This is a genomic window from Priestia sp. P1_B12_1, from assembly GCF_056406695.1.
This window is the reverse complement of sequence record NZ_JBFTZR010000002.1, coordinates 194410-208292: the sequence shown is the minus strand read 5'-3', so window position 1 is coordinate 208292 and position 13883 is coordinate 194410. Positions and strand designations below refer to the sequence as shown.

The 13883-nt window shown below is 38.1% G+C and carries 13 protein-coding genes and 1 riboswitch; of the genes, 5 read left to right on the top strand and 8 right to left on the bottom strand.

Annotated elements, in window-relative coordinates; all coding sequences use genetic code 11:
- Window positions 1-275 precede the first annotated feature (275 nt).
- On the bottom strand, window positions 276-1469 hold the full coding sequence (locus tag AC1D0Y_RS06635) for a NupC/NupG family nucleoside CNT transporter (protein ID WP_013055534.1): 1194 nt from the start codon (window positions 1467-1469) through the stop codon (window positions 276-278).
- Between the two features lie 138 nt (window positions 1470-1607).
- A riboswitch (purine riboswitch) is annotated at window positions 1608-1709 on the bottom strand.
- 387 nt (window positions 1710-2096) lie between these two features.
- Between AC1D0Y_RS06635 and liaG the strand changes: the two genes are divergently transcribed.
- The gene (gene liaG, locus AC1D0Y_RS06630; protein WP_060744863.1) at window positions 2097-2966 is read left to right on the top strand and encodes a LiaG family protein; all 870 of its coding nucleotides are present in this window, start codon (window positions 2097-2099) and stop codon (window positions 2964-2966) included.
- Window positions 2967-2992: 26 nt separating this feature from the next.
- Here liaG and AC1D0Y_RS06625 read toward each other — a convergent pair whose 3' ends face one another.
- The 3 genes from AC1D0Y_RS06625 to folP all read right to left on the bottom strand — a co-directional run bounded on the left by AC1D0Y_RS06625 (window position 2993) and on the right by folP (window position 5529).
- Entirely contained in the window at window positions 2993-3187 is a 195-nt protein-coding gene (locus AC1D0Y_RS06625; RefSeq protein WP_013055532.1) for a hypothetical protein, read from the bottom strand.
- 241 nt (window positions 3188-3428) lie between these two features.
- Window positions 3429-4562, bottom strand: coding sequence for a zinc-dependent alcohol dehydrogenase (locus AC1D0Y_RS06620; protein WP_098333808.1), 1134 nt, complete (start codon window positions 4560-4562; stop codon window positions 3429-3431).
- 118 nt (window positions 4563-4680) lie between these two features.
- A complete protein-coding gene (gene folP, locus AC1D0Y_RS06615) occupies window positions 4681-5529 on the bottom strand; it encodes a dihydropteroate synthase (protein WP_081085188.1) in 849 nt (282 codons plus the stop codon).
- Window positions 5530-5882: 353 nt separating this feature from the next.
- Here folP and AC1D0Y_RS06610 point away from each other — a divergent pair, with 353 nt between their 5' ends.
- The gene (locus AC1D0Y_RS06610) at window positions 5883-6869 is read left to right on the top strand and encodes a S8 family peptidase (protein ID WP_080754379.1); all 987 of its coding nucleotides are present in this window, start codon (window positions 5883-5885) and stop codon (window positions 6867-6869) included.
- 69 nt (window positions 6870-6938) lie between these two features.
- Here AC1D0Y_RS06610 and AC1D0Y_RS06605 read toward each other — a convergent pair whose 3' ends face one another.
- From AC1D0Y_RS06605 to yknW, 4 genes are read right to left on the bottom strand one after another with little or no spacing between them, the layout of a single operon-like run.
- Window positions 6939-8135, bottom strand: coding sequence for an ABC transporter permease (locus AC1D0Y_RS06605; RefSeq protein ID WP_060744861.1), 1197 nt, complete (start codon window positions 8133-8135; stop codon window positions 6939-6941).
- Window positions 8132-8821, bottom strand: a complete 690-nt coding sequence (locus AC1D0Y_RS06600) for an ABC transporter ATP-binding protein (RefSeq protein ID WP_028407557.1) — start codon at window positions 8819-8821, stop codon at window positions 8132-8134. The genes AC1D0Y_RS06605 and AC1D0Y_RS06600 overlap by 4 nt, the downstream gene beginning before the upstream one ends.
- A complete protein-coding gene (locus AC1D0Y_RS06595) occupies window positions 8818-9948 on the bottom strand; it encodes an efflux RND transporter periplasmic adaptor subunit (RefSeq protein WP_028407556.1) in 1131 nt (376 codons plus the stop codon). Before AC1D0Y_RS06595 ends, AC1D0Y_RS06600 begins: the two co-directional genes overlap by 4 nt.
- Window positions 9949-10635, bottom strand: a complete 687-nt coding sequence (gene yknW, locus AC1D0Y_RS06590) for a YknW family membrane protein (RefSeq protein ID WP_060744859.1) — start codon at window positions 10633-10635, stop codon at window positions 9949-9951. It lies immediately after the preceding gene.
- A gap of 337 nt (window positions 10636-10972) precedes the next feature.
- On the opposite strand from yknW, the gene AC1D0Y_RS06585 reads away from it, so the two are divergent.
- From AC1D0Y_RS06585 to AC1D0Y_RS06575, 3 genes are all read left to right on the top strand, one after another.
- The gene (locus AC1D0Y_RS06585) at window positions 10973-12280 is read left to right on the top strand and encodes a homocysteine synthase (protein ID WP_028407554.1); all 1308 of its coding nucleotides are present in this window, start codon (window positions 10973-10975) and stop codon (window positions 12278-12280) included.
- A gap of 97 nt (window positions 12281-12377) precedes the next feature.
- Window positions 12378-13115: an ABC transporter ATP-binding protein gene (locus tag AC1D0Y_RS06580; RefSeq protein ID WP_028407553.1), complete on the top strand. Its 738-nt coding sequence runs from the start codon at window positions 12378-12380 to the stop codon at window positions 13113-13115.
- The gene (locus AC1D0Y_RS06575; protein ID WP_028407552.1) at window positions 13112-13867 is read left to right on the top strand and encodes an ABC transporter permease; all 756 of its coding nucleotides are present in this window, start codon (window positions 13112-13114) and stop codon (window positions 13865-13867) included. Before AC1D0Y_RS06580 ends, AC1D0Y_RS06575 begins: the two co-directional genes overlap by 4 nt.
- Window positions 13868-13883 lie beyond the last annotated feature (16 nt).

Sequence of the window (13883 nt, the reverse complement as noted above, 5' to 3'; positions counted from 1 at the left end):
CCTAGAAAAAAATTAATAAACCTTTGTTTTCTATGCATATTTACTTACATATTTATGCGGTGTTCTCAATTTAAATGAAACAGCCTTTTGTAATCTTAACATAATGCTCACTAGATTTAAAATGTTTTTCTGCAAAAGTAAAATGAATTTTTCTTGAATAGTGTGATTTTCTTTTACTGTGGATATTCATAACCATTTTTCTGCAAATGAATAGGTGATGCAACAAGAAAAAAAGCTGTGCTTTCGTCTTAGAAAGCACAGCTTTTTTTAACTTTTTACCAAACAAACAATCCAACAATCATAGCACTTAATAACGAAACAGCGATACCGCTCACAAGCAGTTTCCATACGTTTTTTCCAATAATCGTTGATTTACCTTCTGATAACGTAGAATTATACGTCCCATAAATCATACCCACCGTACTGAAGTTAGCAAAAGATGTTAAGAATGTTGTAGCAACTGCAATCGTATGCGGTGGAAGTGTATCTAGATTTTTCTTCAAATCCATCATTGCCACGAATTCATTTGTTGCTAGCTTGATACCCATCAGCTGAGCTACGTACATTGCATCATGTCCCGTTAGCCCTAGTAAGAATGCGAATGGACTAAAGATATAAGAGAAAATCTTTTGTACAGTCAAGCCGTCTACGATAACGCCTAAAATACCGTTAAGCGCAGATGTAAGAGCTACATATCCAATAACCATCGCTAAAATAACAATAACCATGTTCATTCCGACTAACATACTGTTTGAAATGGTAGAGAAAAAGTCTTTTTTCTCCGACTTTGGCGGTACGTAAATCATATCTTCTTCTTTTGTAACATGAACTGGATTCAATAAGCTCACTAAAATAAGCGCGTTTAAACAGTTCAGTGGAATTGCTGTAAACACATACGTAGCGGGAACCATCGTTAAATAAGCACCGATAATAGATCCGCTAATACTGCTCATACTCATAATTCCAAACGTAAGCAAACGGTTGTCTTTTAACACAGAAAGCTGATTACGAATAACCGCTAATGCTTCCGTATTTCCTAAAAACATCATTTGAATAGCGAAAAAGCTTTCTAATTTAGGCAAACGAGAAACTTTCGAAATGACCCAGCCTACTTTATCAATAATCCACGTTAAAATACCAAAGTAAGATAAAATATCAAAAAATGTCACGACAAAGATGATAGGCAGTAATGCACTGAAGAAAAAGTCAACCGTTTCATTTCCCATCACGGATGGGAACGCAAAAGCAATTCCATCGTTAGCACAGGAAATTAGCCAAGTAAAGAACGAAGCAATCTTATTAATAATCCATGTTCCGATTGAAGTGCCTAACATAAACCAAGTAATGAGGACTTCAACGACTAGCAGTGAAGCAATAGGACGCCACTTTATTTCTTTCTTTTTAGGAGAACATAAAAAGACGACACCCATTACGACAAAAACGCCTAATAAATTTAATAAAAAGTACATGCAAGCCACTCCCAGGTGTGTATTTGAAAAACAAAAAAAGCTCTTACTTTTCATAAATTCTGACAATAACAGAAAGTATGAAAAGTAAGAGCTTTGAAAGAAGACTGTACTCATGAGAATACGCCCTTCTTTTTGCTGCTTATATCCAAACTTTCTTGTAGTCTAGTTTTTTACGGTTACTAGGTAGAGACTATCAGACCATATTACTGATAATATACAAGATCGTAATCTTAGCTGTATTCAATTGATATGAACAAATTCTACCCTTTATTTTTTTAATAATCAACACTTTAAAAGTTTTTCGGAATAATAAAATTGGTATGAAAATTCTATTTATTTATTACTTCTTTTGAACTACTCATCAGAAAATTACACAAAAAAAGTGAATTTAACCGTTCTTTTAACTCAATTATTTTCCTATTTTTGAAACGAAGAATTTGATTCTTTGATAAGTATGTTTAAATATCTACTTCGCTTTTCATTTAATTCCTCAAAAAAATATTTCATTTTTACGACTTGAGACGTAGAAAAAAATAATCCTGCTGTTCGTTGAAATTAACCGCTTTTCAATTTACACTTTATGGTAGAAGAAAACAAATTTAATTTAGGTAGAAAGCGGGTTATAACGTGAAAAAAATATTGGCTTTTATTTTAGTGATAGGTGGTACGGCAGTCCTCTTTTCTACTGCGTTTGCACCTTCCTCTTGGTCGTTAAATTCGTTCAAGACGTCCAAGTCTGAAGCGGCGTTATCACGTGATATTCAGCATATTCAAATTGACTCTCCAAGCATTAGTACAACTCTCGTGCCGCAAGATCGTCAAGATATTAAAACAAAAGTAGAAGGTAAAGGAAAAGTAGATGTAAAGCAAAATGGAGATACCCTAGTCGTCACTTATCAAAAAAGTCCTTTTCAATGGCTTTCTATTTTTTCAAACACAAAAGTGACAATCTACATTCCTAGAGATTATCACCACAACCTTGCGCTTACGGTAGGTTCTGGGGACCTTCAAGTTGCTACACAGCCTGAGCAAGCGCTTCAGCTGAAAGATGTTTCGATTAAAGTAGGTTCTGGAAATGCAAGTATTTCAAACTTGAGGAGCACCTCTCTTCGTACGGATGTCAATTCTGGAGATTTACAGCTGAGTAATGTTGAAAGCCAAACAGCTAAATTTGCTGTAGGATCTGGGGAAATTAAAGGAACAAACTATAAAGGAAAACTTCAGGCGCGCATTGGATCTGGTGATCTCTATATGGATTTTAAAAAGCTAGAAGAGGCCGTTTCTGTAGATGTAGGATCTGGAGATGCCGTGCTGGTTCTTCCGAAAAGCGCTGGTTTTAAAGTGAATGGAAAAGTAAGCAGCGGTGATATAAACAATGACTTTAAGTTAAGCAATGCAACCGCAACAGAAGATGTATTAAAAGGAAAGCATGGAAATGGAAAATATCCTATTGATGCAGCTGTTTCAAGCGGAGAATTAACGTTAAAATCAAAATAAAACGAACACGGAAGTGTTCGTTTTATTTATGGTCTCACTGCAATATACCACGCTACTCCTACGATTGATCCTATGAATACGACTCCGTAAATAATAGATAAATTCACTATACTTTTCTTTTTAGATTTTCCGTAATCTTCATCTACTTTCTTTGCAGCACTGATCGTACCTGCAAGGGCAGCAACGCCGATAATAATGACAAGAAGCAATGCTAATTTCATTCATTCTCTCCTCCATATTTCGGTGATTGAATAAGACTGAATACCAAGATGTTATTTATTTCATTTTAAGCAGCACGATTTAATCAGAATATGAAAGCGTTATATCTTCTCTTTCTATCATAAAGCTAAATTATGTAAAATCAACCATCCAATCGTGCATTATTTTCCTCCCCCACTTTACATACATAAAAAATTCCCGAGCTTCACTGCTCGGGAATCTTCACCTAATAGAACTGGCCTTTTAAGGTTTTAAAATAACTTTAATGCAGTTATCTTGATGATCATTAAAGATTTTGTAGGCATTAGCTGCGTCTTCTAAAGCGACTTTATGAGTAATAATTTCTTTTGGATCGAATTCTCCTTGTACAATTTGATCATACAATTTCGGCATAACCGGAATGACAGGAGCTTGCCCCATTTTGAGAGTTACATTTCGAGCAAAAAAAGCTCCTAAAGGAAAACTGTTATAGTTGCTTCCGTATACCCCGGTGATTTGGACGGTTCCACATTTACGAACGGCTTTTGTCGCAATTTGAATGGGTCCGAGCGTTCCACCTTGAAGTTTTAATTTTTGCTCAATGTATTCAAGAGGCGACTTTTTGCCATCCATACCTACACAGTCAATCACCACATCAGCTCCGCCTTTTGTGATTTCTTTTAAATGCTCCCCCATATCTGGGTATTCTGTAAAGTCAAAGGTTTCTACGGCATTCATTTTCTTTGCATGCTGAATTCGGTATGGAACATGATCTATGGCAATAACCCGTTTGGCACCTTTCATCCAAGCAAACTTTTGAGCCATTAATCCCACTGGTCCGCAGCCGAGTACGATAACGGTATCTCCTTTTTTAACATCCGCATGCTCTACACTCCAATAAGCAGTTGGAAGCACATCTGATAAAAAAAGAAGCGATTCATCTTCTAATTCGCACGATTCCGGAATGACAAATGGTGTAAAATTCCCAAACGGCACTTTTAAATATTCAGCTTGACCTCCCGGATGATTTCCAAATTTTTCAGTATAACCGAAATAGCCGCCAGAATCGTAATGTGGATTAGAATTATCACATTGGCTCGTTAAATCATCCTTACAGTATGCACACTGTCCGCACGCTACGTTAAACGGAATAATAACGCGATCTCCTTTTTTTACTTTTGTAACCTCCGGCCCTACTTCTTCCACAACCCCCATTGGTTCATGACCAATAATATAACCGTGAGGCAATGGCATGCTTCCTTGATATAAATGCAGATCAGAACCACAAATAGCCGTTGACGTTATTTTAATGACAATGTCATCTTTCTTCTCTAACTTCGCATCTTCTACTTCTGCTACTTTTACCTGATTAGGTCCTTGATACGTTACTGCTCTCATTTTCACCCTGCATTTTTACAACCTTCATATTACTTAAATTTATCTAAAGGCATGTATTCTATCCGGAGAAATCAAGGAAAATAAAAAAGCAGCGCTTACGCGTCTGCTTAAATGATTATTAAAACTGAAATATATGTTTTCCTACCAGTACATCTGCCATCTTTACAAAGCGCTTGATTTCTAATACGTCATGAACTCGAACCATTTGAACGCCTTGTGCAATCCCTGCATATACAGTAGCTGCAGTTCCTTCCATTCTTTCCGTTGGAGGAGCATCGACTATTTGTCCAATAAATCCTTTACGAGAAGTAGCAAGCAGCACAGGATAGCCCATCTTTGTCAGCTGATCTAGATGCTGAATCGCTTCTACATTATGTGCAGCCGTTTTTCCAAAGCCAACGCCTGGATCTAAGATAATCTGATCATCTCGAACTCCTGCAGCTTTTGCAATTGATATGCTTTCTTCCAAATCACTTATCATATCTGTAATCAGATTTGTATAATTGGGCTCATGGCGATTATGCATTAAAATAATAGGAACATTATAGTCAGCTGCAACTTGGGCCATTTTGGGATCAGCCTTTGCGCCCCATATATCGTTAATAATATGTGCTCCTGCTTCCAGCGCATGTTTGGCCACTTCCGACTTGTATGTATCTACAGAAATCGGCACCTCTACGCGCTTAGCCACTTCAGAAATAACGGGCACAATCCGTTTAATCTCTTCTTCATCACTAATTCTTGTATACCCAGGACGAGTTGATTCTCCTCCGATATCAATGATGTCTGCTCCTTGCTTCACCATTTCCTCAGCATGAGCCACCGCTTTATCTACATCGTAGTATTTTCCGCCATCTGAAAATGAATCCGGGTTTACGTTTAAAATCCCCATAATAAGCGTACGGTCCGCATAATTCAGTTCATATTTTCCGCATTTGATGACGGATTGAGACGTTAAAGTTGACACTATCCTCAGCCCCTTCGTAATTTGCAAATTGATGTATATTTATAAATATCATGTATTTTGAGAATGTCATACCGTTCGTAATTATATCAAAAGTCGCCGGTCCTATGTGATTTTTCTTAGAGTTTCTTTCTTCTATAGTGTGAGATAAACATTAAAAGTGAATACATAGATAACATTAAAAATCTCTATCGGGCTTGTCTTCAGGGTCTTTTTTCCTTTTCTCACATCTTTTGTGAGTCTTTTTATTCAAAAAGAAAGGATTCGCATGAAAAGTGTTTAATTTATAGCAATAGTTGGGAATTTATAATTAAGTAACTTCCATTTTTATGGAATTCATTTTAAGGAGGATGACTATGACTCAACAACCGTTACAAGTCAAATTAATTCCTTATACAATTGAGTCGATTATCGACTCAACAAACGAAACGCCTAAAGGAGTAAGCTTAATTCAAGCGCCTGCTATTTGGGAACAAAGCAATCAAGGAGAAGGCATTGTAATTGCAGTTATCGACACTGGTGTTGACACAAATCATCCTGACTTAAAAGATTGTATTATCGGAGGAAGAAACTTCACTTCGGATTATGACGGAGATTCTTCTGTATTTGAAGATAATAATGGGCACGGCACTCACGTGTCTGGTACCATTGCTGCTGCGCTTAATAATGAAGGGGTAGTAGGAGTGGCACCAAAAGCAAAAATTCTAAGCTTAAAAGTACTTACCGGTGAAGGATCGGGAAATTACGAATGGATTATTGACGCTATTAACTACGCCGTCGAATGGCGCGGTCCTAACAATGAGCGAGCACGAGTTATTTCCATGTCACTGGGGGGACCACAAGACGTTCCAGAACTGCACGAAGCTGTTCAGAATGCTGTGAATAAAGATGTTTCTGTCGTTGTTGCAGCTGGAAACGAAGGTGACGACCGCGAAGAAACCTTTGAATATTCATATCCAGGAAGTTACAACGAAGTCATTCAAGTAGGAGCAGTGGACAACAGCTTAAGCTTGGCTCCTTTTACCAACGTCAATGAAGAAGTGGATTTAGTGGCACCGGGAGTTAACATCATCTCTACTTTTTTAGAAGGTAAATATGCGACTCTTTCAGGAACTTCAATGGCAACTCCCCACGTAGCAGGAGCTTTAGCTCTATTAATTAACTTATGTGAGAAGGAATTTGGCCGCTCTTTAATCGAAGCCGAAATCTATGCTCAACTTGTAAGAAGGACGCTTCCTCTTGGATATCGAAAAAGCTCTGAAGGAAACGGGTTTCTCATGCTCGATTTGGTAGAGAAAATACATGATATTATTAACGTAGCCCGTATCAACCCTAGTAAGTAATAAATAAGAAAAACGAGAAATCTTCTTGGTTCTCGTTAAATTGAAATAAGGACATGCGAACGCATGTCTTTATTCATATCTTAATGCTTCGATTGGATCTAGCTTCGCCGCTTTGTTTGCAGGAAGCATGCCGAATACAATGCCAATCGTCATGGAAAACAACACTCCTCCAAGTACCACTTGCCACGAAATTAACGACGGCCAGCCAGCAAATAATGAAACAAGAGCTGCCCCGCCCGCGCCGAGACCAATTCCAAGCAAACCACCAATTAACGTGAGGGTAATGGATTCAATCAAAAACTGAGTTAGAATTTGTCTTTTAGATGCTCCCAACGCTTTACGAATACCAATTTCTCTTGTACGTTCCGTTACAGAAACCAGCATAATGTTCATAACGCCAATCCCGCCAACAAGCAGGGAAATGCCTGCAATCGATCCAATAATCGTTGTCATAATCCGCGTTACATTTCCAATGCTATCTGCTATTTCTTCTAAGTTCTGCACTTGGTAAGCATCTTCCGCATCATGCAAATTATTTAACAAATCCGTTGCGTCATTGCCTACTTTTTTTAGTTGATCAGAGCTTTTTGCTTGAACACTAAGGTTTGTGTAATCGAGCTTACCGAAGCTTGATTTATACGTATTATTCGGAATATAAATGGTTGGTATTTCAAATGCTAAAAAGCCCGTTGCCTTTTTTGTGACACCAATAATTTTGATAGGCTGACCTTGCACCCATACTACTTGTCCAAGGGCTTCTTTTTTATCAAATAGCTCTTTTTTCATATCGCTTGTGATAACACCTACTCGATTACCTGATAAAAAGTCAGAGCTGTTTAACATTCTTCCTTTTGAAACTTCCAGCTGATTAACTTCAATATAGCCTTCGTTAATAGCATTAACAGTCGTATCAGATTCCTTGTCTCTATATCTTATCCCCATTCCCATTGAACTAGAGGCCACCACATTCTTCACTCCGGGAATAGTCGAAAGAGCTTTGATATCATCCTCTGTAAAGATAGGCTCACCCGTCATTGAAAGGTCATCAGCTTGCATCTCGTCTTCAGGAGGCTGATAGTATACATCAACTGTATTGCTTGCTCCTGTTATTTCCGACTTAATCATCTGTTCTCCGCCCTGACCAATGGCTACAACGATAATAACAGCCGCTACGCCAATGATAATACCAAGCATCGTCAAAATAGAGCGCATTTTATGAGCAAGAACCGAAGAGAGCGCCATGCGAATATTTTCTATCAAACTCATAGGCTATCGTTCTCCTTATCGCTATGACTTAGCACTTTACCGTCACGAACGATAACTGTACGCGATGTGTATTCTGCCACTTCAGGTTCATGGGTAATGACTACAACCGTTGTGCCATCTGCATTAAGCTGAGAAAATTGCTCCATAATGTCAGCACTTGTGTTTGTATCTAGAGCTCCTGTTGGTTCATCTGCTAAAATAAGCGTCGGATTGTTAACAATAGAACGAGCAATAGCAACGCGCTGCTTTTGCCCTCCTGATAGCTCGCTCGGTAAATGTTTCATCCGCTCACTCAGCCCTACTTTTTCAAGCGCAGCTTCTGCTCTGGCTCGTCTTTCCTTACGCGTTACACCTGCATATACCATTGGAAGCTCTACGTTTTCTACCGCTGTTAAACGCGGCAACAGCTGAAATTGCTGAAAAACAAAACCGATATGAATATTTCTTACTTTTGCAAGCTGCTCATCACTATAAGTGGAGATTTCTTGTTCATTTAATAAATAGGACCCTGACGACGAACGGTCTAAACATCCGATAATGTTCATTAGCGTTGATTTACCTGAGCCAGAAGGTCCCATAATCGCAACAAATTCACCGTCATAAATCTTCAAATTAATATCTTTTAAAATTGGCACTTCCTCTTTGCCAAGATGATAACTTTTATGAATATTCACAAGCTCAATCATTGAACAGTCACTTCCGCACCATCAGTTAAGTTCTTTGTAGGATTTGTAATGACTTTGTCTTTAGAAGATACGCCGCTTTTGATTTCAATAAATTTATTTGTTGTTTCTCCAATCTTTACTTCCTTACGAACCGCCTTTTTATCTTTCACCACATATACATATTTTTCCCCATCTTCATTTACAACTGCTTTTATCGGCAAAGATGAAGCTTTTTTACTGCTTGTTTCAATTTCAAGCAGCAGCTTAAATCCCGGCTTAATCATCGTGATATCTTGGTCATCTACTTTTACTTCAACTGGATATTGATTAGCCCCATCATTGCCCGCTTCTGCTGATGCCTGCTGCTGAGGTAGATAGTCAATTTGTTTAACGCTCCCTGCCCATTCTTTATCAGGCAGCACATCTGATGTAATTTTGACAGCTTGACCGGTTTTAATTTTTAATGCATCGTACTCAGACAGCACACCAGTAGCTAAGTATTCATCGGTATTACCAATATGTATAAGCGGTTTTTGAACGTCACTTGTGTTATTAACCGCTTCTTTATCTACTTCTAGCACCGTCCCATTAATATCACTCGCTACGTCTAAATTACGTTCTTTTTTAGCAATTGATTTGGCTTCTAGTTTGTTTCGTTCTAAATCAATTTTAGCCGTTTCTAAATCGAGATTGAGCTGCGTACGTTCTGTATCGATTTGATCTCTCGCTTCTTGCTTACTCATTTCTTTTTCCAATTCTTTTTGTTTTTTATTTAAATTAGAAAGCTGTTTGCTTACTGAGTCAATTTGCAGCTGACTGGATTTTTTTTCTAGCTTATTTTGTTCTTGCTCTAAATCAAGCGTATCGCTTTCGTATGTTACAAGAGAGGTTCCCTGCTGTACACGAGATCCTTCTGTTACGTGAAATCGTTCAACCTCGCCTTTTTCAGCATCAAAATAGACATATTGTTCATCAGCAAGCTTTAACGTACCGGGAACCATAACTGTATTTCTTAACTTTTTTTCCTTTATATTTGCTACGTGAACATTGATTGCTTTCCCACTTACACTTTGTGCACGATATACGTTAATTCCAATAACCGCAACAATAACAACTGCTACAGCTGTAATAATTATTCCTTTTTTCATTTACAATCCTGCTCCTTTAAGCGCTTCTGAAGCAGCTCCTCCAACTCCTGAAATAGCGGCTCCTAAGATGAATAAAATAATCACTGTAATAATAGAAGCAGCTTTTGATACATTTGCCACTTTTTGTAGTCCTACTGCTGTCAGAATAAGTCCCCAGATAGAAAAGATTTCAATGGAAGTAAATACTCCTCCCATAGCACCTTTCGCACCAACCATTCCATTTAACGAAGTCACATTAGCTGAAGTATGTGCTAGTGCAGCTACTCCCGTATTAATTAGCTGACCGATTGCTGTGATGAACGTAACAAACAAATTTAAGCTAAACATTTGGCGGTAAGTTGTTTTTCCAGTCCCTAACTTTGCAATTAAAAACAAAATTAAACTCGTGAATGCCAGTGTAGCAACTATTGCAATCACTCCTCCAACCGTTCCGCCGATCATACTAAATGTTGAATTCACTTCAATGCCAGCTTCTTTTTGCTGCTGTAATGCTTCTTTTGCCTGAGGGGTATAGACGGCTAGAATCGTTGTTGCAGCTGTTAAGATGAGGATAAGTAAAAGAGGGCCCCAAATGACCGGGTTGCTTTTCATTTTCTCAAACTGTACAACTGGACTCATAATAAAACCAAAAATAGAAGGCTTTCCTTTCTCTTGGACTTCCGAAGATACGTTAACTTCTGTGCTCATAATCAAACTCCTTTTATTTTGTTTCGTTATTAGCTCTTAAGACCCGTCTTTTGCTGTTTTTTAAAGTTTTCTAGCAAAATCGACTCTTTCTAAGAAACTCTCAAACACCTAATATTCTAACATAATTATACAAATTGATTGACATTTTTCTTACATTTTATATTTTTTATGGTATTTTTAGAAATTAAAGAGATGTCTGAATGAAAGTATTAATCTTACTTATAATTTCTAAATATTCTAATTATTATTTGACATCATTCAATAGAATCCGTATATTATGATTAAAGTTTATTATTCCTATGTTTTTTATAAGTTTTATATCTAAGGAGGAGTTTCAATGTCTGCTAAGAAACCATTTCGTCCTGAAACACAAGCCATCCATTCTGGCCAACAGCTTGACCCGGCTACTTTTTCGCGTGCGGTACCTATTTATCAAACAAGCTCATTTGGATTTAAAGATACGGAGCATGCTGCATCTTTATTTAATTTAAGTGAACAAGGCTACATCTACACTCGAATTGTAAACCCTACTACGGACGTTTTTGAACAGCGAATTGCTGAGTTAGAAGGCGGAGTAGGTGCTCTAGGAGTAGCTTCGGGTCAGTCAGCTACTACCTTTTCCATTTTGAATATCGCTTCGGCAGGAGATGAAATTGTATCAGCAAGCAGTTTATATGGGGGAACATATAACCTCTTTTCGTCTACGCTTCCTAAACTGGGCATTACCGTCAAATTTGTAAACGCCGATAATCCAGAAAACTTTAGAAGTGCAATCACTTCCAAAACAAAGGCAATTTATGCTGAATCCGTTGGAAACCCACAGGGAAATGTGCTAGACATCGAAGCAGTTGCAGACATTGCTCATGAACATGGAGTTCCTCTTATTATTGATAATACGGTTCCAAGCCCTTACCTTCTTCGTCCCATCGATTTCGGAGCAGATATTGTCGTTCATTCTGCTACTAAGTTTCTTGGAGGGCATGGAACAGCAATTGGGGGTGTTATCGTAGACAGTGGAAAATTTGATTGGGAAGCGAGCGGGAAATTTCCAGACTTAACAACTCCAGATCCAAGTTACCATGGCCTCGTATACACAGAAGCTGCCGGTGAAGCTGCTTATATTACAAAAGCGCGCGTTCAGCTTTTACGAGATATTGGAGCTGCTTTATCACCTTTTAATTCCTTTTTACTCCTTCAAGGGGTAGAAACACTCCATCTGCGATTAGAGCGTCACAGCGAAAACGCATTAAAGGTAGCGAAATTTTTAGAGCAGCATGAATTAGTAGAATGGGTAAATTATGCGGGGCTTCCTTCCCACCCTTCCTATTCTTTGGCACAAAAATACTTGCCTAAAGGGCAAGGAGCAATTTTAACCTTTGGTGTAAGGGGAGGAAAAAACGCTGCGGCTAAGTTAATTGATTCGGTTCAGTTATTTTCTCATTTAGCCAATATCGGCGACTCTAAATCACTCATTATTCACCCGGCAAGCACCACTCATCAACAGCTATCTAAAGACGAACAAAAAGCTTCGGGTGTGACGCCAGAACTCATTCGTTTATCGGTTGGAACAGAAGCAATCGACGACCTTCTTGAAGATTTGGATTATGCCTTAAAAGCCAGCCAAAAAGTGAATACAACTGTTTAAAAGCTGTGATTTTTCACAGCTTTTTTTATATCATCCAATAACTTTTTATACTTTCGCTTATGCTACAATAAACAAAACGAATGAAAAAGGAGTTACTATGAACACGTTCAATTCAATACCTGCTATCACATTTACAGACGTTCATAAAACATTTAAGGATAAAGAACATAGTGTTTTAAAAGGCATATCGGGTACAGTGATGCAAGGCTCACTCGTCATGATGGTAGGACCATCAGGATCCGGAAAAAGCACCCTTCTTTCCATGTGCAATTTACTCTCTGCACCTGATGAAGGAAGTATTGAAGTATATGGAAAAGACATTAGCAAATGGACTATTTCTGATTTGCGAAAAAAAGTGGGCATTGCTTTTCAATCTGCTCCTGTTATTGATGGAACAGTGCGAGATAATATGATGCTTGTTCAAAAACTGCACGGCAAACAAGATATTATGCCTGAAGAACTCTGTGCCTTGACCGGTCTTTCCCCTGACTTGTTAGACCAGGATGCCAGAGATTTATCCGGTGGTCAAAGACAAAGGTTATCATTAGCCCGCACGCTGTCCAACGGATCTGACCTTTTACTTTTAGACGAAATCACTTCTGCTTTGGATGCCACTTCTGCTCATGAAATTGAGCAGCTTATTTCTCATTTACATAAAGAGCAGAATAAAACGATTATTTGGGTTACCCATAATTTAGATCAAGCGAAACGTTTAGGAGAGGAAGTCTGGCTTTTAATGAACGGAGTGATTGTAGAAAAAGCGAAGACGGAGACCTTTTTTCATGCTCCTGTAAAAGCTGAAACAAAACAATTTATTGAAGGAGCCTTTCTATGAGTTCACTTTCACTGATTTTTACAATTGTTTTTGTTTTTATTGCTCTTTTTTTATCAAAATCTTTTCGTATAGGACTCGAAAAAGATATTATCATTGCCAGTATTCGAGCAGCCGTTCAGCTGTTAGTGATCGGATATGTTTTATCGTTTATTTTTGACGCGAATCATCCTGTTTTTATGATTCTCATTTTATTCGTTATGCTCACAGTCGCTTCTCAAAACGTTGTAAAGAAAAAAAAGCAGGAATTTAAAGCTTTTTTTCGTGTATTTGTCACTCTTTTTATTGTAGAAATCCTGACCCAAAGCGTTATGCTCGGTCTACATATTATCCCTGCTACTCCGCGCTACGTCATTCCTGTCAGCGGTATGATTATTGGAAATTCGATGATTTTGGCTAATTTATTTTTAAATCGGTTAGATGCTGAAGTAAGTCGAAGAAGAGAGGAAATTCAATTAATTCTGGCGCTTGGGGGTACTCCTAAACAAGCTATTCATAGTATTTTAAACGCCGCAATCAAAGCTAGCATGATTCCTACGGTAGAAAGCCAAAAAACAATTGGACTTGTTCAGCTTCCGGGTATGATGACAGGCCAGATTATTGGAGGGGCAGATCCGATACAAGCTGTCAAATTCCAGCTGCTTATCGTTTTTACTATTCTAGCGTCTGCTACGCTTTCCTGCGTCATCTTAAGCCGATTAACATACCCTACCCTCTTTAATAGCTATCAGCAGCTTATCCGTGAGCATACATAAAAAGAAGAAAGGAGAC